Consider the following 21,108-nt stretch of genomic DNA (forward strand, 5'->3'; position numbering starts at 1 on the left):
TGTTTTAAGTGACCTCGTTCAATCCAAAAACGCCGACGCGTGATCAGATTTTGGCGGCGTCCTCGGCGTGGGTGGCCATCCTTCTAAATGTGCTGCCGGGTCTTGGCACCGGCTACTTGTACCAACGTCGCTGGCGCGCGTACTGGGTCACAGCCACCGCAAACGGAGCCTGGATTCTGTCTGGTGCACTATTCAGCCAAGGGGATGGCGCGTCGATGGATCCAAACATGCAGTTCATCGGGCTCCTGGGGTTAACGACCCTCGGCTTGATCACAGCATTCGAAGCAAGATTGGCTGTCAAAAAAGTGCGTCAAGCTGGGTCGCAGGAATAACGCGTGATGTCTCCACGACGTTCAAAAAACTCTGGATGATCGGGATCCTCTTCGCGCCACCACCATCGGCCATCGGTGTAGCTCGGAGTACCAGCGTTATTGGTCCGTGGCAACTGCAGAGTGATCTCTCGCCAATACACAAGGATCCCATCCCCTGGAAGCGTTCCATCCAGTTGGTTGGGTAATTCTTGAACCAGGCCACGAGGGTCCACAGCTCCTGAAATGCGTTCAACGGTGAGTGGATCGCCTTCACACAGCCAAGCAGCCGTTGCGGTAGTCGCACCGACAACGTTGATCAACAGAAGTAAGCCCACGGCAAGGAGTAAGGGCACGGCACAATTCTTGGATGACACTCACCCTCCTCTACGACGGTGGTTGTCCATTTTGCCGAAATTTTGCTGCACGGAGCGAATTAAGCGGTGGTGTGGATGGCCTTCAAATCATCGATGGTCGCGACGATCACGTTCGAAGACAAAACCTGAGGGAACGAGGTTTTGCTTTGGCCAAGGGAGCGGTACTCCTCGAGGGGGATGTTGTTTGGCATGGAAGTGCTGCCATTGCCGAATTGTGTCGACGTATGGAGCCAACGGATCAACTTTTAGGCATCCTCCAAGGGATGTTTTGCGATGACACCAGATCGAAAATCCTTTATCCAGCCTTGCTTTTGGCCCGACGAGTGGCTTTAAACATCCGCGGACTCCCCGTCGATCCCGACCGCTAGGGGTGGCAAAAAGGTCACGCCCAGGACTACGGTCTAGAGAGGTCTTCAGATTTTCTTAATCATCGAAACCGAACCCTCTTTTCCAGATGCCCTGAGCCACGACCAGCTCATGCAACTTTTGCAGGCAGCCACGGACGATCAATCCGTGTCATGGCCTGGCGTTGACGAAGACGAGTTATTGCGTGCTGCCTTGTGTGCTTGGGCAGACCAAACCAAAGAAATGATTCGCTGGATTGAAAATAGAGGTGACTCGTTAGGCACAACACGATCACCAAAACAATTGATGGCACTCGGAAGCTTTAGAACCCACATGGTGATGGGACTCAAGGCCCTTAAATACGCAGAGCGATAAAAAGAGGTTATAAGCTTTAAAACAAAAATTTATTTTTCTGGCTTAGTAGCTCTTAAAAAGAACAGCTTCAAAACAATCAAATTGTTCAGAGAGCCCCTTCTAGCTCAGCAGAAGGCACTTGATCGATCTGTTCAGCGAAATCTTCTAACTCAGCGTTCAACTCAATCAGCAGGATTGCCAAGGAAGTCGCGAACTCAATACAAAATTTTTCCGACACAGAAATACAGAGCGGAACTCACTTGTTCTAATCAACTCAACTCGACCAACGTGGCTGCCAGCAACGTGGGTTTACAAATCAAAAAATACTTAGAAACGATCGCAAGAAAATCCCGTTAAAACCTTGTCACCAACTACAAAACTTCCTTGCTCATGAAACAACTTTAGAAGTGTTAGTTCGCAGACAAACAAGCATTATTCAAGTTAAGCCGTAACAGGTGCCTGGATGAACAAACCTGCTTTCAGAGCATCCGAGAGCAGGTGATCGAGGCAATCTTCACTGAAACAAGCTTGATCGTGCAAAAGAGCATCCCATTCAGATGCAGGAAAGTGGGACTGCAGCCATAGAACTCCATGAATCGTTTGCGCTTGCAACCGATGAAGACCACGAATATCGCTGGAGCTCGTCACCAAATCCAAAACGAATCCAATCGAATGAGACCATTACGACTCAAATCAATCGATTGCAATGTTCGTATTGATACAAAATCGAACAATGCTGGAGGTTTTAGCCGCTCAGATTAAAAACAAGCCTGTTTGTTGTGGATTGTTCAGAGAGGGATCCGGCCTGGACGGAGCATCAGGAGAGGGAACAAGTCTGTAGCGGACTCGAATCCTTGACGTTGACATGCAGTGGGTCAACGTAGCCAAGCCGAGGATGATGAAAAAACAAGTCAACCTTTGCGTCAAAAATCAGACCAAGAAAAAGTTAGATGGCGGCAACCGGATCGAGCATGGAACGCACCGATGGCTGGAAGCCCAATTGCTTGAGCTTTTCATTGCTCACACGTGCATTAAAGATGCGTGCATCAGAACGATCGTGATTTTCCCAAATGACTGGGGCTAATCCTTCATCATCACAAAGCAAATTCGAGAGATCTCTACGGGATACCTGCAGGTCGTCTACGAGATTGAAGACACCGTGCAACCGTTGCTGGTAAGCAAAATCAATTCCTTGAACAATGTCCCGAAGATGGACCCATGCATTGATATGGCTTCCATTTTTAGGAACCATATGCCCGGATGCGCTTCGAATAAATGAAGCAATATCTTTATTCGGTCCATAAATTCCGCCCAATCGCAAAACACATGTGGACGTGCCAAAACCGTTCAAACTAAGAACAGCTTCTTCCGCATCAGCCAACAGTGCATTGGCTGTGTTGGAACGGTCAGTGGGGGTGGATTCATCACAAACCGCCCCGAGCTGATTGCCGTAAACACCTGCACTACTCAAATATGAAACGTGGAGAGGACGTTCGGATTGACGAGACTTAATTGCCTCAACCAGCGAAGTAACCCCTGTGCCGTAGACAGCACGGTATTGATCCTCTTCCATGCTCACGGATGTCGGAGCCATCGCGATCAAGAGACCGTCTAATGAATCCAAAAAGCTCGCATCTGAGCAAGAATCGCCTGCTCTGTAAATCCGAGGATGATCAACGAGATCACAAAGCTCCTGTAAACGGGATGGCGACGTTGTCGTGCCAGTGACCTCCAATCCAAGGTGCCTGAAATGATGCGCGGCTGCCGAACCTACGTATCCACAACCAATAACTCCGAAGGAACCAGCCACAGGAAAGCAATCGAATTACACACAACTTAACGAAGCAGAAGCTCCGTTGTCGGCAGCAATTGAAACCGATTGAAGCGCTGGACAAAATCCATTGATGTACAGAACGTACTAAAACCGCAATTGAGATTGGGTTGCTCTGAGAACACTCAAGATGGGCGATTAGACCATTAGCGCTTTGGCCATTCGGATCTGATATCGGTTTTTTTGGACTGATTGTCAATGAGCGCAGGTCTTGTAGTGGTTCAACATCTCAAATTTGCACTCATTGTGATAAAGACAACGGAGACAGTGATGATGATGTGCAAATTGAATATTGGATACCAGTCGGATTATGGTCCTGAACGGAAATACATTCGAATCGAGGCCAACCTCGAGATCAAGACTAGGAACCAAGCGCCCTAAAAGAGAGCATTAAATAATCCTAAGAAGAGAAAAATTAGGATACCTGTTACAACCAAAGAACTCAGAAGGAAGCAAACGGTTGCAACAACTCCAATGCGGGAAATAGTTTTTGGGAAAAGCAGGTAAAGAGTCAAACCAAAGGCGAAAGGCCAGAGCGGGGGCAACAGAATACAAACCCCAGTGAGGAGAACTAGTTTTGAGCGAATTTGATTACGTTTTTCAAGAACGATATGCTCATCATCACTGAGCCAACGTCCCTGATTTTTAGCTATTTGAAAATCGCGTTCAAGCTTATTTTTGTCATTCAACATATCAGAATTTGCAAATAAATAGGGCGATCAGATCCATCCTATTATTCTGAGAGTCGGCAAACTCCAACATCTCGAGGATAATGGATTAATCCAGTAGAAAACAAGAGATCCACTACCGTTATTTCTGTCGTTTAAATGTGTAACATCCACCGTGGTATCCCGTAAATGGCTGGGCGTAGGCCACTAATTCCCAACCCTGCTGCCCAAGTTCGTTCATGAGGCCAACCAAACTGACATCACGTTGGGGCTGGCTTCTTGAAATCAATTGTTGATCATCGAGCCAAAGCTCTTCGATTTCACCAGTCCAAGATTTTCCCCTTGGAACGAAGCGCAATTGGGTGTATTCCCACGTCATGAACAGCACCTGGGGGCATCAAGGACGCCAATCTGAGCTGCATCCTCCCAGATCACCACCGACATCCGCTCTCCACAGCATGCCAAGGTGAAAAAATTCAACACGATCAGGCTGTCAGAGTTAACTGGGTGTTGCGTGAGTCGTCGTGCCCAACAGATGGTGATTGATGACGTCACAATGAAAGGGCCTGGCCCCAACCCCATGCGGCTTCTTATCACCATTACCTGCCTGATCTGCTGGCTCATCGCTGCACCGATTGCCAAGGCAGAACCGATTCAAATCACCATGCGAAGCATCAACGCCGATGGGGCTGGGGACGTGATCGGATCAGTGACGGCGAAAGATAGCGACCAAGGGCTCGTGATTTTTCCCGATTTGGCCAACCTCAGCCCCGGAGACCATGGCTTCCATGTTCACAGCAACCCAAGTTGTGAAGCAGCCTTGAACCCAGAGGGTGAGTCAGTCGCAGGACTAGCAGCGGCAGGTCACTGGGATCCAGACAACAGCGGAACCCACCTTGGCCCTTTTGGAAGTGGACATCGAGGCGATCTCAGCAAATTGATTGTTGATGAGGATGGAACAACCAAAACGAGCGTCGTTGCGCCGCGCCTCAACACAAAAGCCCTAAAGGGTCGTGCCTTGATCATTCATGCAGGTGGTGACACCTACAGCGATACTCCTCCTTTAGGCGGTGGCGGAGAACGCGTGGCCTGTGGCGTGATCAATTCATGATCCAAACAAACCAATTTATAGGCCCTTTAACAATCAAAATCTATCTTAAATGCTGATTAATTACGACGATTAACACATGAGTTAATCGATCAATTCATCCTCATTCTAAGAATTATTTTCAGATTTTATACTCATATAAACAAATTATTTCGCTCTTGAAATCATTAGCAATCCGAAGAGTCAACGTTTTTGGAGAGCTTGAAACATTGATTGGGGATTGCCATAGAGGTGAGGCAGGGCTTCGTGCAAACTCGTCAATCGCTTCCAGCAGACACTTTTGCGGGCCTCGGACTCCTTCACACCATCGGCAACAAGCAGGCGCAGCGCTTTGGTGTAGACGTCGTAAGTCTGTTGCAGTTCAGCAACGGACGGATGGTTGGTGAAGGTAATGCTTGACATCGCCGGTCTGGCGGGCAACAACCATTAAGCCAAACAAAACAAAATCCCAATACCCCCTTATGGGGTGTTTCAGTCTGAAGAGATGGTGCCAAGGTTGATCCAAGCAATGGCGCTCGGAAGCCGACCAACAAGCAAAAAAAGCGGATAACAATCGACGGAGAATCATTCGGCTTGATTCAACAGCTGATCGCATCAGGCACAACGAAATAATCCAATAACAGAGTCATTGGACGTCGATCTGAAAATCGCAGAAACTGCGCTTGGGTGGGGCTCTTAAACGTGTAAAACATCAGAGTCAAAACCCAAGCGCCGCTCCTGAGTTAGCAGTGCTTAACGGCGAGGTTCAGCAACACGAACGGAGATGGCACGTCCCATCCACTCGACATCCTGAAGATCATCGATGGCTTTTTTTTCTTCGTCAGCGTTGCCGAGGTCAACGAAGGCGAAACCGCGCTTACGACCTGTCTCCCGGTCGAGGGGCATCGAACACTTGCTGACTTCTCCGTACTGGCTGAACAAGTGGATGAGGTCTTCTCTCTCTGCGTCCCAGGAGAGATTACCAATGAAAATCGTCAAAAAATTAATCCAAAAGGGATAGCACCATTTTCACACATCGCCACAAGCATCGGCGAGAAGCATTTGTCCTCGTGAGGGTGAGCGCACATGGTCATCCAGACGCAGAGGAGAAACAGCATCTCGGTGATTCTCCATTGTGTTGACAAGCTTTCGAAGCGCTGAGAAAGAGGGGACGATGAAAAATTCGGTTCTTAGCGACGTTCTGCAAACAATCACAGCTGAACCATCCCGCATCGCATCCCCTTCAGGACGGCCTGCACGCGATTGTTCACCTCAAGAGTTTTCAGCAATCGCTTGGTGTACGTCCTTGCTGTTTGCTCACTAACCACCAAAGCCTCGGCAATTTCCTTGTCTGTCATCCCACGGGCGAGACGATCCAAGACCTCATACTCACGTGGGGTTAGACGCGGGCAGCTCAGATAGGGCAGCTCCCCGCCCCGCAGCGAGGGACTGCGATATGAGTGATGCCCCATCACAGCTAGAACAGCAGCTTCAAGGGGTTTTTGATCTTCAATGATGTCAGCTTCAGCAACAACAGCTTCTAACCAAGAAGCTTTATCGTGTTCAACAGGAATCTCGTCTGTTAAAGCAAGAACAACAACTTTGAGATTTGGATATTGCTCCTTCGCCTTTCTCACAAGTTCATAGCCATTACCACGCTCAAGTTGATCTGTACAAATCAACAATTCAAACTGGTCCGAACGCAAATATTCCAAGCAAGAATCTTCATCGGTGACTGCACAGCCAATATATGTTTTTTCACTGAAACTTTCGCAAAAGCAACGTAGAAAAAAACGACCTCTCATCGCCAATGCAATTTTGCCGTTGACAGCTACTGATAAGAGTGCGTCATCGAAACCTGATGAGGATGGATCATGAAGATATGGCGTGAGGTCCATGGCGGCTCAATACGCCGAGCGACCATCCTTACAACAAGCATGCCCGTAATGGAGCCGACGTTGTTAGTTGTCATAGACAACATCGGCTGTGAAAGCCAGAAACAAAAGAATGGACGTCAATTCGATAAGTATTTGTACTCTACGAGAAGGAAATATGGGACAACGAACTCCATCACCAAGATGGCCACAAAAGGAGCATTTAAAATGGACTCAAACCAGTGAAACGGTTGAATCACCGATCATGGCCACGATAGTTGTAATAACCCCAACAAGAAACTCGGGGTATCGACGCAATGTAGGATAAATGGGTTCATCCCCAAAAGGGGAAAGTCAACTGTCCCCTTTTGGGAGGAGAGACAATCCAAGTTCTGCGAGACAGTACACAAATGACAGGGTTAAAGCATGCAATCCGCAACACTGACAATCGGGGAACTTGAAGCGAAGTATCCGCTGTATTGCAAAGCAATGAAGCTCTTGCTTCGAGATGGTCAAACGCCAGAGCGACTTAGAAGGACAGTGTGCTGGGAACGGCTGGAAAAATTACATCACTCACTCCCACGACAATATAAATCACCCGAACGCCTGATGCAGATCATGCAAAGCGAGATCAATTCTAAAAAAGTTAAACCCTAAAAGCTAAATTAAGCACATAAGACTCCAAAAGTTGGCACAAGCCTTAGCACGAAAACATGATCCTTGCAAATTACTTAATACATTATGAAAACAACAACCTCTCAATTACAACTAAGAAAAAAACTCACGCAGGATGTTTGGAGACAAATCATTAAACTTGATAATCTTGAACAATTCGAAGAGAGCTATGCATTAACGCAGGAATGGCGCGAATGGCTGCTCGACCCGCAAATCAACAATAATTTTTGAACGCTTTTCGTAACTTAGATAGCTCGTATTGAGTGCTTGGCAGTTCACATAAACGATACCAACGAATCGGCGATAGAAGTTCATGAAACACTCGCATTATCCTCTGCCCTAATGGCGAACGAGCCTTGCATGCAAACGACAGACCTTCACCGCTTGGGCTGGCGGAGCCATACATAACGCTCCAAGTTCTTGGTTTAACTGCCGAAACAAGCCAAGATCAGCAATAGGAAGTGAAGGGATCGCAAACAGCGCAGAAACCCAAGCAAAAACAACCACTGCAATACCTCACCCGAACAGCAATCGCGCAATAAGACTTTGCAGACGCTAAGCGAGAAAACATTTGTGGGCGAAAGCCAGCTCGGATGGCTCAACGGAACATGGGTCGATCCACAAACGGAGTCACTTCTTAGATGCAGTTTCTATCTTCTAACTCCGAGAGGTTGTTCGAAGCGAGCAAATCCAACAAACCTGCAGCAAGAACGGCATCACCTTCAAGCATCAAAATTTTGTAGAGGCTGATCACCATCTCGTAGCTCGGCGCAGCCGAACCGTTAATCAAGCCACGCGCCGTACCGCGTGCAACAACTCTCTCAAGACTCATGCTCATCACTCAACCATGGCCTTCTTTCCCAACGAAAGGCCTTCAGCTTCGTTTTTGCAGCTGATTGTCATCACAAAACAACACCAAAACCAAAACACCATGACGGAAGAATGTGGTCAGCAACTGCCGGTTTGAATTTCGCTCAGAACGCTCTCCACAACTCTGTTTTAAAGCTATTTGGGCAAAGCAACTGTAAATTCAAAGACACCATTAGCAGCAGCATGACACCAACAAAACAGCCATAATGAAGTTGAACTAAGGCTCCGAGGGCCAAGCGCGCAATCTTAAAAACCACATCGCTGAGCTCGAATCGCGGCTAGCTCATCCGCATCACTGGACAGAAGGAGAAAACAAGCAAAACGCCGAGAAGTTGCGGCAGCTCATTTTCGAAAAACAAAGACTCATCTCCATCCAAGATGGCGAGCTTGGTGATTTCAGTTGACATCAACCTCAAAGACGAATCTTTGAAGTGTTAATATATAAGGGTTGAATAAAATTTCCAATGACAGATTATTCTACAGCTATTATTGCTTTAGTTGCAGTTGGACTTGTGTTCACTATTGCCGTCGTCTACGTCCTAGTTCAGCCATCTGATTTGCCATCGCAGGATAAAGACAAATAGCATTCCTTGGATCACAGAAGAAACAGATTAATAGTTATGCAAAGATCATTTCTATCTATTCGGAACTCCTTAATAAATTTTGCTATAATCGCAATCTAGCGTGTTATATTTAAGCTTTTGCTGTAGGCATTAAACGTAAAATTTATTCCATTAAAAACTGATAAGCCTCACTAATCTTATGAAAATCCTCTGTTGAACCACCCAAGTCAGGGTGATGTTGCTTCACGAGGCGACGATATGCCTTCTTGATATCGTACTCAGTAGAACCGTATTGCAATCCTAAAATCGTATAGGCGGCTAAACGTTCGTCCGATGATCCGGATCTCTTTCGATCAGTAGAACGTCGATCACTCCTGGTCCTACGGCTCGATTGAGTGGACTCTTGATGCTTGAGGAGTTCTTGGACAACGCGTTGTGGATCCTCATTAAGCCATTCACTAGCTCGAACTCCGTAAAAGGCAAAGGCAGCCAAAACCGCACCACGCTTTTTAGTCAATGAACCAGCCATCGCAGCATGGAGCTCACTCCCAAAACCTGGCAACAAACGATCTAATCGCTGATAAAGATTTAGTTTTGGATGAAAGCTTTTGCGATTTAATCGTTCAATTAAAGCGATCAAAGAACGAAGTCGTAGATCCCCCCACCCAACTTGCTGAGACAGGACTTGTCCCCATGCATCAATGTGGAAAGCCGTAATTCCTGAAACCTCAGTGGCGTCGTTGAACGATTCTTTTGACCGATGGCGATTTTCTCGAACCTGATGCAAACGGAGGCGTTCGAGCTCTGCACGCAACCGTCGCACTTCATGGCGAAGAGCATCGTTCTCCACCAGCAAAGACTCCACATTGCTGGTAACACGTTGGCGTTGACTTGGCTGGGATGCCGAAGTCCACTGCCGTGGATCAAAGCCCATGGGCTGCCTTAATCACCACACATCTTCAATCTACGGCCGAGAACGACTACCACGGCAACACATCGCCATTGGCATGCCAGAACGAACCAGACGTTTCAAGAGTCAAAGCATCGATACGCTTCAACAAGCCCTCAACCGACTGTTGAGGGCTAATGCCACTTGGGTTGTAATTAATCATCCGGGTCGCCACCAAGCCTGGATGGAGAATGACGACAGCGATGCCCTGCGGCTTGAGATCAATTGCTAATGACTTACCGGCAATATTTAAAGCAGCCTTCGACATTCGATATCCATAGGATCCACCAGAAGAGTTGTCAGCAATGGAACCCATACGACTGGTCATCAGCGCAATCCAAGACCCTGATGAAAGGTTGGAAGTTAGGGCACTGACAAGCCGCAAGGGAGCCAGCGCATTGATCTCAAACTGCTGGCGGATGGCCTCGACATCCAAATTGTTTAATGCATTCGAGTGCAAAATCCCAGCGTTGAGGATTACGCCATCAAGGCATTGACTTTGAAGACGAGACATTAGTTCATCTAGTGCAGACGCCTCAGTGAGCTCGATTCCAGCTTCAATTTGTACCCCCAAAGAGCCGAGTTCTCGACTGGCTTTACGGCAGACAGCAATAACGTGGTCACCACGGATACTCAATTGTCGGCAATACTCCAGTCCAATTCCGCGATTTGCACCCGTCACGAGAACAGTTGCCATAGCTGATCGATTGAACTTGCAGCATTCTCCCCTGACGCCGTCTTGCAATCATGGATGGAACGATCAGAACAACACAATGACCAGATCAGGAGATGACACGGGGAATGAGAAAACCTTTGATCCACTTTCGATGATTGAAATGTGGCAAGACCTTCACAAACTGATGGAGCAATGGTCGGCCAAGTACGGAACAACAACAGATTTAGCCGCAACAGCCTTTCGAGAATTTGCAGAATCACTATCCAACCAACCACCATCACACCGGAAAAATAATTGAGCCGACGAATCGATAAAAAATCAAATAATGAAAAAGCGAAGAGCTTAGTCGTTCAAAACGCAGCATTAGAATGAACCCTTATAAAGCTAGGTTTAAGATGGCAGAAAATATTTATGCAAATTCAACAGATCACAATCACTGAAATATACTATTGGCAAATACAAAGACTTATTAGCAAATAAATCCGGTAAGCAACCAAATGCGGCGAACTCGATCAAATCAATTAGGAGACACATTACGAACTTAAATATCCACAACACAAAAAAACGGCAATCAAATCATCCCATTTGTCGATAATTAGTAATAACGACCAGGATATTCGCCAGGATGATCGACGCGATCGATCGTGACCCCGTATTCAGTGCGACCAGACGCCAACAAGAGTTGAGCACCCGTTACCGCAAAACCATTGTCCTGGGCAATGAGAGCAACCTCATCGGCCGTGATACAAGCTCTCACTTGCGCCTGCAACCTTGAATCTCGACCCAAGAGCTGAAAAAACCGTGCAAGCTCCATACCAGAATCATCAGTCATAACAACGAATCAAAGGCGAGGAGAAACGGACTGAACCGCAGAAATCCTAAGCAGTCGTAGCAAAGCTTAGAAAAACTTTATTTCTTCGCGATAGTCATATCGAACTAAAACATTCTCTAGCGAACACGCGCCCATTAGACCTAAACCTGAAGTCAGAGCACAAGATCAAATGTCGTTTATCAGCCGGATCTGCGCAACGTCGAAGGGATCAACCATTGATGCCGTTGGCAACGGCCGGTATCGGGTCTGCAACAAACAATCCCAATGCTCAGAAGTCACTGGACTGTGGCAGGCCTATGAGGCACTACGTATGCAGGAACAACGAATCAACTGAATGGACAAGAGGTAAGCGACAACGAGATGGCAAACAACTAACGCGTGCCATTGGAAGCTGTAGATGAATAACGACAGTCCAACGTAAAGATTGACCGAGGCACGCACCACAACAAGAACCCAACCGATCTGATCCATCGGGCTATCGCTACCCAATCCAATCCACCTGCATCCCGAACGAAGCTCTCAACAGTGGCTAGAGAATCGACCGTGCGTCAAAATTTCCTACCACAAAACTTGCTCAAACACCAGAAATCAGAGAAAAGAAGACACAAGCGTTTACATGGTGATAGTCTCAGCACTTCACGTACCGGGATGCGATGTACACGATTGATAAGGCACGTCAGATTTTTCCTGATACACAAACGGCCGACGCTGTACCCGCAATCACAGCTCGTTTCAAGCTCCTAAGCGCTGAAGACCAACTGGCGTTGATCTGGTTCGCCTATCTAGAGATGGGGCAGACGATTACTGTCGCCGCTCCTGGCGCAGCGAGAATGGCTTTAGCCAAGCCAACGCTCGACGAGATCGTCGCCATGAGCTTTGACGAGCAGACAAAGGTGATGTGCGACCTAGCAAGCAAAATCAACGCACCGATCTCGACGCGTTACGCCTTCTGGTCGATCAACGTGAAACTTGGTTTTTGGTACGAGCTCGGAGAACTGATGCGAGGCGGAAAAGTAGCGCCTATCCCACCTGGCTACAAGCTTTCAGCCAACGCATCCTCAGTTCTCGATGCGGTTAAAAAAGTTGAGCAAGGTCAACAAATTAGCTTGCTCCGTAATTTTGTTTCCGATATGGGTTTCGACCCAGACGTGGTCGACGATAAACTTGTAGCTGAGCCAATTGTTGCTCCAACACCAGAGAGTGAAAGGGAAAAGATATTCATCCCTGGTGTACTCAATCAAACCATCCTAAGTTATATGGAGCTCTTGAACTCCAATGACTTCGACCAATTAATTGAACTATTCCTAGACGATGGTGCTTTGCAACCACCGTTCCAACGTCCTATCGTTGGCCGAGAATCAATTTTAAAGTTTTTCCGTCGCGATTGTCAAAATCTCAGGTTGATGCCTCAGGGTGGTTTTGGAGAACCAGCAGACAGTGGCTTCAATCAAATTAAAGTGACAGGAAAAGTGCAAACACCTTGGTTTGGACAAGAAGTGGGAATGAATGTCGCCTGGCGGTTCTTGTTAGATGAAAACGACAAAATATACTTTGTCGCAATCGATTTGCTGGCATCTCCCGCTGAACTACTAAAGCTTGGTGGCAATTAAGCCTTTACAAGCTAAGAATCAACGCCAAAGTCTTCTTTTTGCGACTCTGATTTGCTTAGCGTGGTTTATCACGTTTGTGATTTCCATGCTGATTGACATTCACGTGTGGTCCAGCTCCGCGATTCTCGGTTTTGTTCTTCTTCGATCATTCCTCCATACGGGTTTGTTCATCGTTGCTCATGATTCCATGCATCAAAGCTTGGCTCCACTCAACGAAAAGCTGAACAACAACATAGGGAGACTCTGTCTGTTTTTGTACGCAGGACTCTCTTACAAGTCTTGCTCAAAAAATCATCGTCTTCATCACTGTTATCCAGAATCAGCAGCGGATCCAGACTTTTATTCATCCCAAAATCCAAAACCCATCGGCTGGTACTTCAGATTTCTGAGTAACTATCTTGATTGGAAACAGTTTTGCATTCTGTTACTGGTTTGGCTTTCTATCTTGCAACTTACAATAGTTGTTAATCCTAATGCAATCCAGAACGTCGCAATTTTTTGCCCACTACCATTAATCATCAGTTCTATTCAACTTTTTTTGGTTGGCACATGCCTTCCACATCAACCATCACAAAATGAGCCAGGAAGACTACTACCCAGAAGTCTTTCATTACATCCGCTCATTTCGTTCGCGGCTTGCTATCACTTTGGCTACCATTTAGAACATCATTTGAGTCCAAGCACACCCTGGTTCAAGCTTCCTAATCTGCATGTCGCTTTACGACAAGTTGAAGGAGCCAAGATTAAACATTCTCACTAATCCCCAGAGCTTTTTATGACGCCCGCCGACTGGTCATCCCAAGAAGAACAAGTTGCACGCCATGTATTCGATAATGGCAGGAGGCGTTCGATCGAATCATTGATTTCAGTACTCCAAACCAAATGTCAGGAATTAAGTACTGATGAGTCGGTGTGGAGCATGCACGATTATCTCAGCACAGAACGGCATATATTTGAAGGGAGATCAGAGTTCGATTACAACAATATCCTGTTCACTCTTGCGGATTTATTAAAACAGCAATTGATCACATTGGAGGAGCTAGAGGGGCTAGATCCGAAAAAACTTGCCAAAATCAAGGCAATGTCGATGTTTTAACCAAATTGGCTTTCGCCACACCTTTTGTCCTCGAAGATTGCCCTGAAATTAGCGGTCGCGAATCTGAAATTCTTGAACAGGTTAATCAGGCTTCAGACCACTGGAAAGAATGTTCGAACATCAAATTTGATCAGCTGAAAGCTGGTTACGCGTGTGCATTGCATATGCACCAACCAACAATTCCTGCAGGCAATGAGGGTGCACTAATTTCGCATCTTCAGCACATGTTCAATCATTCAGGAGAAGGAGATAATCACAATGCAGAACCATTTGCACAATGTTACAAACGCCTAGCTAATATAATCCCGAGCTTAATTGAGGAGGGATGTAATCCTCGGATCATGCTTGATTATTCCGGGAATTTGCTTTGGGGTGTTAAACAAATGGGTAGAACTGATATCACTGACGCTCTTAAATTTCTTGCTTGCGATGCTCAAATGCAGAAGCATGTTGAGTGGCTTGGGACCTTTTGGAGCCATGCAGTTGCACCATCAACTCCAATTCCAGACCTCAAACTCCAAATCACAGCATGGCAACATCAATTTGCAAACTTATTCGGCACAGCTGCACTACAAAGAGTTAAAGGATTTTCTCCGCCAGAGATGCATCTTCCAAACCATCCTGACACCCTTTTTGAGTTCATTAAAGCATTAAAGGAATGTGGCTATCAATGGCTATTAGTTCAGGAGCATACTGTCGAGAATTTAAATGGATCACCATTGTGTCACGAACAAAAATATATTCCAAATCAATTGGTTGCAAAGAATTCTGATGGGCACGTTATTAGTATGGTTGCATTAATAAAAACCCAAGGATCAGACACCAAACTAGTTGGACAAATGCAACCCTTTTATGAAGCAAAAAGCCTCAATCGACAGAATCATAATAGTAAAGAGATGCCATCCTTGGTTACACAAATTGCTGATGGTGAAAACGGCGGAGTCATGATGAATGAATTCCCCGAAGCGTATCTACAAGCCAATCGTCGCTGCAGGGACAACGGGGAATCAGTAATGGCGATCAATGGAAGTGAATATCTACAGTTAATTAGTGAAGCAGGTATTAATGAATCAGATTTTCCAAAAGTTCAAGGTGTGCACCAACATCGAATTTGGAATGAAATGGGGGAAGATTTAGGCCGCCAAGCAGTATCTGCAGCCATAACATCACTAACAAGTTCTGATGAAAGGTTTAATATAGAAGGCGCTTCTTGGACGAACAATCTAAGTTGGGTAGAGGGTTATGAGAATATTCTCGAACCGATCAATCAATTAAGTGCACAATTTCATAAACGCTTCGAACAGGAGCTTGCTGCAAATCCTGGAATAACACAAGCCCCCCATTACCAACAAGCATTGGTTCACTTATTACTCACGGAAACGAGCTGTTTCCGCTACTGGGGGCAGGGAACATGGACAGACTATGCGCGTGAAATTCATCGACGAGGTGAATTTTGGCTGAATCAGGATTCAACAAGTTTATAATTTGTTGCAACTTATGGCGTTGGCACGTCAAACAGCTCTTTCCCACCTTTTATAAAGATCACATTGGTATTGACTTGATGTCTTACGAACCAGGTTCTGGCGAATGTCGGGCTTTAATCAACAGCAAGGAGCAAATTGAAACGATGCTCTTGAGTCTTGGGAAGATTGAGGGGACTACAGAAATCCTTCGACAACTCCGGGAAGTCCACGTACAACTCGAACATTTGCATGACCAGCGCCGTAGCGCAATAAATTGAGAGTGGTTTACAAACCGTTACACTTATGGCAAGATATGCCTATACATTCGCTTGGGCATTCAATTGGGTACTGCCAGTTGATCGGCTGCAAAGCTCCTCAAACAAACTCATGGGAATCGAAGTCGAATTGATCATTGCAACCGCGGATATCGTGCTCGCGCTTTTGTTGGCCGTATCACTTCCAACTCGAGAAGAGACAACTTAGAAAGTTGACTAACTTAGATATCTTCGCTGATTTTAAATTCTAGAACGATACAATTAGCGTCCACATTCCGATCCATTTCGACAAGGGCAGAGTATCTGTCTTGCATCCAATATTCAGTTTCAACCCATATACTGAGTTGATATCGTCGTTCGAGAGATTGACCTGACCCGTCCATCATCTGAAATTCAACACTATTACATTAGTGTGCGATTGTAATAAACGTGAATCGAAACGAATTTACTTCGCACTATCATCAAATGACAATTATTTAAATAGAACTATCGCATTTTTAGATCATTTTTATTTTCACCATCTCGTTGCCAAGATTTTTCAAGCTGTTTCCGAAACTGTGAGGAGCTACTAAGAGATGACCGCATTTTTGTGCGGTAAGCACCGGTTAAACGCCAAAATTTCCAGGCCGAAGCTGCGGCTACAACAATCCAGGCCAGAAGGAACCATGCAGGACTTGCCATCCTTTAAAGAGCGCAGAGTTCCATGATGACGATCTTTCTGATCCGCCGTGGCAAACTAACGTTGTGCATCGCTTAAAGATACAATTCGATTCTTATCAATGAAACAACCCTAGCAACCGAGCTCTTCAACGCTTGGCAACGGCGTTGTCAGCCGTTAAGAGACGATAGGGGTCGAAGCACTCAATGGAGATTATCGCCATGTTCATCGTTTCAACGCTGTTGGTCCCACTATTCATGTTGTTCCATCTCGTTGGGCCGATCCCAGCAGATTTGGGCATCCAAGGAGGCGACCTCAGTGCATGTACAAGTTCAGCTCATTGTGCACGCCAAAATTGGCACAGTGCCAATCCTCAAGCAGACCTACAAACCCTAATTGCTGCAGTACGGGAAACACCTCGTACCGTCATTATTGAGGAGAGCGATGACTACATTCATGCAGAAGCCAGCAGTGCTTTCTTTGGCTTTGTCGACGACCTTGAATTGCTCGCAATACCTGCTAAAAACATGGTTCAGGCGCGATCCATATCGCGTCTAGGCGACTCGGATCTCGGAGTGAATTCAGCAAGGCTGGACACACTAAAAGTTCTGATCAATGAAATGGATCAGAACTAAGCTTTAATCTGATTGAGAGTAATTTTTTAGCAGGCAGCTCAGCAACGAACCAATTCACACTGTCACGATTACACAATGAACGAGATTATCTGTCCACACTGCAATACCGCATTCAAAGTGGATGGATCAGGATACGCAGATATTCTGAAGCAAGTCCGAGATCGTGATTTCGAACATCAGCTGAAGCAACGTTTAGATCTTGCTGAGAAGGATAAGCAAAATGCAATTGAGATTGCAATGGCTAAAAAAGCTGCAGAGCTCCAACGGCTTGAGAGTGAGTTAAGAGATAGAGATTTAAAACAGCAGCTTGCCATTAAGGATGCTGTTACATCAGCAGAAAAGCAAAGAGACTTAATTGCGAAGGAACTACAACAAAATCAAGAAAATCAACAACAAGAGCGTCGCTTTACTGAATCACGATTTGCACAAGAATTGCAAACTCTTACGCTGCAAAAACAAGCAGAATTACGTGATTTACAGTCAAAATTAGAAGCCACTGGCGTTCAACGTCAGCTAGCTATCAACGAAGCGGTCAACACCGTTGAGAAGGAACGCGATGCTCTCAAGAATCAACTCAATGAATCAGAACTCAAGCATCAATTAGAATCAAAATCTCTTAAAGATCGATACGAAGCACAGATTTATGATCGAGATGAGGCAATCGTTCGACTCCGAGACATGAAAGCAAGACTTTCCACCAAGATGGTTGGAGAGACTTTAGAACAACATTGTGAAACAGAATTCAATCGTCTTAGGGCAGCAGCATTTCCAAGGGCGTACTTCGAAAAAGACAATGATGCCAGCTCTGGCAGTAAAGGTGATTATATTTTCCGAGATTTTGATGAATCAAACAACGAGATCATCTCGATCATGTTCGAAATGAAAAACGAAAACGATACAACAACAACCAAGAAGAAAAACGAGGATTTTTTAAAGGAGCTCAACAAAGATCGGGTCGAGAAAAGCTGCGAGTACGCGGTTCTAGTATCACTACTAGAACCAGAAAGTGAACTCTACAATTCTGGGATCGTGGATGTATCACATCGATTTCCTAAAAGCTATGTTATTAGGCCTCAATTTTATATTCCATTTATTACTCTCCTTCGAAATGCGGCGCTTAAGTCAATTGAGTACAAGGCCGAACTCGCCTTGATCAAAGCACAAAATATTGATGTCACTCATTTCGAGGAGGATCTTGAATCATTCAAAAGTGCTTTTGGTAGAAACTATGATTTAGCTTCACGTCGCTTTCAAACGGCAATCGATGAAATTGACAAGTCGATTGATCATCTACAAAAAACGAAAGATGCCCTTATGGGAGCCGATCGAAATTTGCGCCTTGCTAACGATAAGGCACAAGATGTAACAGTAAAAAAACTAACAAGAAATAATCCAACAATGAGCAACAAATTCATGGGGCTCAAAAACAATCATGATTCTAATTAATAGATCAATCGATCTTGGAGATCATTGGTTTCCCTCTGTCCAATGAGCGGTGCAGCGAAATCTTGTTGAGAACCCCACATCTTTTTCCTCACAATCCACAGAGGAAACTGTGGCTCCTTTTGGAGCCATGCGCATGGCCTGAGCCCTTGCCATCTGCTCAGTTGCAGCCTCACCTGAACTGGTATGAGCTATGGCAGTCGATCCAAGACTCCAGAACGCGAGCCCTACTAGAAGCCCGAAACCTCTTTTTGATCTCGAAGAACGCGTCATAGCAACAACAAAGGAACAACCTTTACTAGCAACATTCAGACTTTGGGAACGAGAAGCGATCCTTTCTTGGATGTACAGGCAAAATAATCTGATGTCCACCGATTGATGATGCCTTCGACGCCGCGAAACCGAGTCGGAGATGTGTATGGACAGCTCACTGTCTTTGCGCCGTCTGACCGTCGCACTAAATCAGGCAACGCCTATTGGTGGTGCCGATGTAATTGTGGGAGAGAACGAGAAGTGGCTGGGGACAAATTATCTTTCAATGTCGCTCGCAAGAAACCTGTCATTACGGCTTGCGAGGAATGCTCAAGAGAGCATCAAATTGAAGCGGTCTGTTTTAAACACGATCGTGAAGAGCGTGAGCGTCGCAAGCAGGCAGAACAAGCTCGAGAGCAATTGGTGGGCAGGGTTCCGGATCGCTGGCTCAAACTTCCGTTAACTGATGCGCATGCAAGGGAGCTGGGCCAGACACAATTTTTTAGAGGACGAAAGTGTCTACGCGGACACTTAGCTCCCTACCGAATTAATGGTGGCTGCCTCACTTGCGCTGGACAGACTCCGTCTGCTGGAGATTGGCAATCAACCAAGCCCAAAGAGTCGTGACAGCTGCGCCGAAGGCCATCAGTGCTAGCAATTTCGTTTCCATTTACAGAAAATCAAAGTCGTCTTCACCTGCAAATGCGTTCATTACCAAAGCTGAGAAGGGAATGACAACAGCTGCAATCACAAGAATTTCCATGAATCCATCGCAATGTTGCGCAAAACTACTTCATATGACTTTACAAATGGTTATGGGTGATACGCCTTGCGTTTGATGAGCAAACATACTCATCTTTAATTTCTTAATCGTCACCGCCGTGCCAGTGCAGTGGCAGGGAGCAAAGTTCTAGGCATTAAGCACCGTTGTCAGGGCTTCCGAACAGAACAGACTGACCCTAGATGCGCGATTTCGATGCCCCCCATTCTTCAAGCTGCATCGCAGTCGATTCGAGATCTGCTCCGGACTCCTGGGGCGCAGAGCTTCGATGAATGTCGTCTACGCAACGACCGACAGAGCTACGTGGCCTTAAGTCGGCAACTGGTGCAAGCCCAGTTCGTCCTTAGGGATCGGGAATTAACAACCCGTCTCTGGCAAGACGTCGCCCATCGTGAAATGGACCTTGGCCGCATCATCAACCTTTTGTATTGCTGCGCTTCCCCTGAAGATGATGAAGCCATGCGTTGGATCGATGAGGGTTACCTCGCCCTGATCAATCGGAAGGATCCTTAAAACCAAAGGACTGGTGCTTAGAGCTCAAAGACAACGCCCAGCAATGTTGCTGGATGCGTTGTGCGGCCGGCATGGCCACGCTCAAGTTGAAAGGCCATCAGGCAATGGGCCATAAAACGGCATGCTGAAAGCACAGCCAAACCGATGCAGATGGGGCAGTGAGTAATTCCCATGCTCCAACACTCACAGGAGTTTGGGATTACGGCACAACTGCGTTGAATTTCTTGACCTTTACGGCTCTGCTTCGCCGTACCATCCGCCATCGACAAGCTCGTTCGTAAGCCGAATATGGGGGATTTTCAGAGCATTCGCAATCCGGACTATCGAAAGGGATACGGAGGCTGGTAAAGTTACTTTTTGCTCTGTTTCGGAGAACGGATGAGCCAGGTCACAGTCGGCGAAAATGAAGGAATTGAGTCCGCACTACGACGTTTCAAGCGCTCTGTGGCCAAGGCAGGTATTTTCTCCGACCTACGTCGCATCCGTCACCATGAAACTCCGGTTGAGAAATACAAGCGCAAACTGAAGCAACGTTCGCGCAATCGTCGCCGCTAATCAGCTCATTCAACGATGCTTTCCACCCCCCTTCAGAAGGGGGGTTTTTTAGTGCCACGGACCCTGTGAAGGCGATCGTCATCGCGCTTGACGGCCGTGCTTCGCCAGACTCATTGAATCTTGGCAATTGGCCGTGTTCCTTATCAACCCGTTTTGTCCCATCAGTGCAGCAAAAATCGCTGGACTTAAGGCAACGGTCTTGCTCCTCTTGGTGATGCTGATGAAGTCCCAGCTTCTCCGCGTCAAGATGTCTCTTCTGGGCTCGTTGATCGGTTTCGTTTTGCTCGTGGGCTTCCTGATCAGCTCAGGTGTCCTCACAGTGGTCGCTGGGGGAGCAGTGGCCTATGCAGCAATGCAAAACAAACCCACCTAGTGGGTGGGTTTACTAGGCCTCACTTCCCCTTTCCATATCAGCCAT

32 protein-coding genes are annotated in these 21,108 nt (G+C 46.4%); 18 read left to right on the forward strand and 14 right to left on the reverse strand.

Annotated elements, in window-relative coordinates; translation table 11 throughout:
• The first annotated feature begins 8 nt into the window (after positions 1-8).
• The gene (locus tag BL107_RS08765) at positions 9-332 is read left to right on the forward strand and encodes a hypothetical protein (protein WP_009789969.1); all 324 of its coding nucleotides are present in this window, start codon (positions 9-11) and stop codon (positions 330-332) included.
• On the opposite strand, the gene BL107_RS08770 is transcribed toward BL107_RS08765, so the two are convergent.
• Positions 311-664 (reverse strand): hypothetical protein, encoded by a 354-nt coding sequence (locus BL107_RS08770; RefSeq protein ID WP_198002335.1) that lies wholly within the window; start codon positions 662-664, stop codon positions 311-313. The two genes, BL107_RS08765 and BL107_RS08770, sit on opposite strands and share 22 nt — an antisense overlap.
• A gap of 14 nt (positions 665-678) precedes the next feature.
• Between BL107_RS08770 and BL107_RS08775 the strand changes: the two genes are divergently transcribed.
• Positions 679-1,053, forward strand: coding sequence for a DCC1-like thiol-disulfide oxidoreductase family protein (locus BL107_RS08775; RefSeq protein WP_009789971.1), 375 nt, complete (start codon positions 679-681; stop codon positions 1,051-1,053).
• 109 nt (positions 1,054-1,162) lie between these two features.
• The gene (locus tag BL107_RS08780; RefSeq protein ID WP_009789972.1) at positions 1,163-1,405 is read left to right on the forward strand and encodes a hypothetical protein; all 243 of its coding nucleotides are present in this window, start codon (positions 1,163-1,165) and stop codon (positions 1,403-1,405) included.
• A gap of 420 nt (positions 1,406-1,825) precedes the next feature.
• On the opposite strand, the gene BL107_RS08785 is transcribed toward BL107_RS08780, so the two are convergent.
• The 4 genes from BL107_RS08785 to BL107_RS08805 form a co-directional block, all read right to left on the reverse strand.
• Positions 1,826-2,032, reverse strand: a complete 207-nt coding sequence (locus tag BL107_RS08785; protein WP_232192922.1) for a hypothetical protein — start codon at positions 2,030-2,032, stop codon at positions 1,826-1,828.
• A gap of 298 nt (positions 2,033-2,330) precedes the next feature.
• A complete protein-coding gene (locus BL107_RS08790; protein ID WP_037988394.1) occupies positions 2,331-3,194 on the reverse strand; it encodes an SDR family oxidoreductase in 864 nt (287 codons plus the stop codon).
• A 398-nt stretch (positions 3,195-3,592) separates the two neighbouring features.
• Positions 3,593-3,907 carry a hypothetical protein gene (locus tag BL107_RS08800; protein WP_009789977.1) on the reverse strand — a complete coding sequence of 105 codons (315 nt, stop codon included), beginning with the start codon at positions 3,905-3,907 and terminating at the stop codon, positions 3,593-3,595.
• Between the two features lie 118 nt (positions 3,908-4,025).
• Positions 4,026-4,262 (reverse strand): hypothetical protein, encoded by a 237-nt coding sequence (locus tag BL107_RS08805; protein WP_009789978.1) that lies wholly within the window; start codon positions 4,260-4,262, stop codon positions 4,026-4,028.
• A 135-nt stretch (positions 4,263-4,397) separates the two neighbouring features.
• Between BL107_RS08805 and BL107_RS08810 the strand changes: the two genes are divergently transcribed.
• Positions 4,398-4,994: a superoxide dismutase family protein gene (locus BL107_RS08810; RefSeq protein WP_009789979.1), complete on the forward strand. Its 597-nt coding sequence runs from the start codon at positions 4,398-4,400 to the stop codon at positions 4,992-4,994.
• 180 nt (positions 4,995-5,174) lie between these two features.
• Here BL107_RS08810 and BL107_RS08815 read toward each other — a convergent pair whose 3' ends face one another.
• The 3 genes from BL107_RS08815 to BL107_RS08825 all read right to left on the reverse strand — a co-directional run bounded on the left by BL107_RS08815 (position 5,175) and on the right by BL107_RS08825 (position 6,868).
• Positions 5,175-5,393 carry a DUF3136 domain-containing protein gene (locus BL107_RS08815; RefSeq protein ID WP_009789980.1) on the reverse strand — a complete coding sequence of 73 codons (219 nt, stop codon included), beginning with the start codon at positions 5,391-5,393 and terminating at the stop codon, positions 5,175-5,177.
• 330 nt (positions 5,394-5,723) lie between these two features.
• Positions 5,724-5,969 (reverse strand): RNA-binding protein, encoded by a 246-nt coding sequence (locus BL107_RS08820; RefSeq protein ID WP_009789981.1) that lies wholly within the window; start codon positions 5,967-5,969, stop codon positions 5,724-5,726.
• 212 nt (positions 5,970-6,181) lie between these two features.
• On the reverse strand, positions 6,182-6,868 hold the full coding sequence (locus BL107_RS08825; RefSeq protein WP_009789982.1) for a response regulator transcription factor: 687 nt from the start codon (positions 6,866-6,868) through the stop codon (positions 6,182-6,184).
• A gap of 402 nt (positions 6,869-7,270) precedes the next feature.
• Here BL107_RS08825 and BL107_RS12315 point away from each other — a divergent pair, with 402 nt between their 5' ends.
• Positions 7,271-7,501, forward strand: a complete 231-nt coding sequence (locus tag BL107_RS12315; RefSeq protein ID WP_009789983.1) for a DUF3136 domain-containing protein — start codon at positions 7,271-7,273, stop codon at positions 7,499-7,501.
• Between the two features lie 84 nt (positions 7,502-7,585).
• Positions 7,586-7,750, forward strand: a complete 165-nt coding sequence (locus BL107_RS12675) for a hypothetical protein (protein ID WP_156779435.1) — start codon at positions 7,586-7,588, stop codon at positions 7,748-7,750.
• A gap of 406 nt (positions 7,751-8,156) precedes the next feature.
• On the opposite strand, the gene BL107_RS08835 is transcribed toward BL107_RS12675, so the two are convergent.
• The 4 genes from BL107_RS08835 to BL107_RS08845 form a co-directional block, all read right to left on the reverse strand.
• Positions 8,157-8,351, reverse strand: coding sequence for a hypothetical protein (locus BL107_RS08835; RefSeq protein ID WP_232192926.1), 195 nt, complete (start codon positions 8,349-8,351; stop codon positions 8,157-8,159).
• Between the two features lie 316 nt (positions 8,352-8,667).
• On the reverse strand, positions 8,668-8,796 hold the full coding sequence (locus BL107_RS13255; RefSeq protein WP_009789986.1) for a hypothetical protein: 129 nt from the start codon (positions 8,794-8,796) through the stop codon (positions 8,668-8,670).
• A 319-nt stretch (positions 8,797-9,115) separates the two neighbouring features.
• Entirely contained in the window at positions 9,116-9,886 is a 771-nt protein-coding gene (locus BL107_RS08840) for a J domain-containing protein (RefSeq protein ID WP_009789987.1), read from the reverse strand.
• Positions 9,887-9,932: 46 nt separating this feature from the next.
• Positions 9,933-10,598 carry an SDR family oxidoreductase gene (locus BL107_RS08845; RefSeq protein WP_037988398.1) on the reverse strand — a complete coding sequence of 222 codons (666 nt, stop codon included), beginning with the start codon at positions 10,596-10,598 and terminating at the stop codon, positions 9,933-9,935.
• Between the two features lie 16 nt (positions 10,599-10,614).
• Between BL107_RS08845 and BL107_RS08850 the strand changes: the two genes are divergently transcribed.
• Positions 10,615-10,875 (forward strand): hypothetical protein, encoded by a 261-nt coding sequence (locus BL107_RS08850; protein WP_156776456.1) that lies wholly within the window; start codon positions 10,615-10,617, stop codon positions 10,873-10,875.
• Between the two features lie 297 nt (positions 10,876-11,172).
• Here BL107_RS08850 and BL107_RS08855 read toward each other — a convergent pair whose 3' ends face one another.
• Complete coding sequence (locus BL107_RS08855) at positions 11,173-11,409, reverse strand: Nif11-like leader peptide family natural product precursor (protein WP_006169687.1); 237 nt, start codon at positions 11,407-11,409, stop codon at positions 11,173-11,175.
• 169 nt (positions 11,410-11,578) lie between these two features.
• On the opposite strand from BL107_RS08855, the gene BL107_RS12965 reads away from it, so the two are divergent.
• The 9 genes from BL107_RS12965 (at position 11,579) to BL107_RS08890 (ending at position 20,135) form a co-directional block, all read left to right on the forward strand.
• Positions 11,579-11,743: a hypothetical protein gene (locus BL107_RS12965; protein WP_198002336.1), complete on the forward strand. Its 165-nt coding sequence runs from the start codon at positions 11,579-11,581 to the stop codon at positions 11,741-11,743.
• A 319-nt stretch (positions 11,744-12,062) separates the two neighbouring features.
• Complete coding sequence (locus BL107_RS08860; RefSeq protein ID WP_009789989.1) at positions 12,063-13,019, forward strand: orange carotenoid protein N-terminal domain-containing protein; 957 nt, start codon at positions 12,063-12,065, stop codon at positions 13,017-13,019.
• An 85-nt stretch (positions 13,020-13,104) separates the two neighbouring features.
• On the forward strand, positions 13,105-13,779 hold the full coding sequence (locus tag BL107_RS12320; protein WP_232193082.1) for a fatty acid desaturase: 675 nt from the start codon (positions 13,105-13,107) through the stop codon (positions 13,777-13,779).
• A 15-nt stretch (positions 13,780-13,794) separates the two neighbouring features.
• Positions 13,795-14,115: a hypothetical protein gene (locus BL107_RS08865; protein WP_009789991.1), complete on the forward strand. Its 321-nt coding sequence runs from the start codon at positions 13,795-13,797 to the stop codon at positions 14,113-14,115.
• Positions 14,116-14,120: 5 nt separating this feature from the next.
• A complete protein-coding gene (locus BL107_RS08870; RefSeq protein ID WP_009789992.1) occupies positions 14,121-15,599 on the forward strand; it encodes a hypothetical protein in 1,479 nt (492 codons plus the stop codon).
• Positions 15,600-16,717: 1,118 nt separating this feature from the next.
• Positions 16,718-17,146 (forward strand): DUF1499 domain-containing protein, encoded by a 429-nt coding sequence (locus BL107_RS08875; RefSeq protein ID WP_009789995.1) that lies wholly within the window; start codon positions 16,718-16,720, stop codon positions 17,144-17,146.
• A 75-nt stretch (positions 17,147-17,221) separates the two neighbouring features.
• Positions 17,222-18,592, forward strand: a complete 1,371-nt coding sequence (locus tag BL107_RS08880; RefSeq protein ID WP_009789996.1) for a DUF2130 domain-containing protein — start codon at positions 17,222-17,224, stop codon at positions 18,590-18,592.
• 378 nt (positions 18,593-18,970) lie between these two features.
• A complete protein-coding gene (locus BL107_RS13135; RefSeq protein WP_009789997.1) occupies positions 18,971-19,468 on the forward strand; it encodes a hypothetical protein in 498 nt (165 codons plus the stop codon).
• Positions 19,469-19,817: 349 nt separating this feature from the next.
• Complete coding sequence (locus BL107_RS08890; protein WP_009790000.1) at positions 19,818-20,135, forward strand: hypothetical protein; 318 nt, start codon at positions 19,818-19,820, stop codon at positions 20,133-20,135.
• 17 nt (positions 20,136-20,152) lie between these two features.
• On the opposite strand, the gene BL107_RS08895 is transcribed toward BL107_RS08890, so the two are convergent.
• On the reverse strand, positions 20,153-20,398 hold the full coding sequence (locus tag BL107_RS08895) for a hypothetical protein (protein ID WP_037988405.1): 246 nt from the start codon (positions 20,396-20,398) through the stop codon (positions 20,153-20,155).
• A 115-nt stretch (positions 20,399-20,513) separates the two neighbouring features.
• On the opposite strand from BL107_RS08895, the gene rpsU reads away from it, so the two are divergent.
• Together rpsU and BL107_RS08905 are read left to right on the forward strand one after the other, a co-directional pair.
• Positions 20,514-20,690: a 30S ribosomal protein S21 gene (gene rpsU, locus BL107_RS08900; protein WP_009790002.1), complete on the forward strand. Its 177-nt coding sequence runs from the start codon at positions 20,514-20,516 to the stop codon at positions 20,688-20,690.
• A 133-nt stretch (positions 20,691-20,823) separates the two neighbouring features.
• Entirely contained in the window at positions 20,824-21,063 is a 240-nt protein-coding gene (locus BL107_RS08905) for a hypothetical protein (RefSeq protein ID WP_037988931.1), read from the forward strand.
• Positions 21,064-21,108 lie beyond the last annotated feature (45 nt).

Origin of the sequence: Synechococcus sp. BL107 (genome assembly GCF_000153805.1) — a bacterium.
Taxonomy (GTDB): domain Bacteria; phylum Cyanobacteriota; class Cyanobacteriia; order PCC-6307; family Cyanobiaceae; genus Parasynechococcus.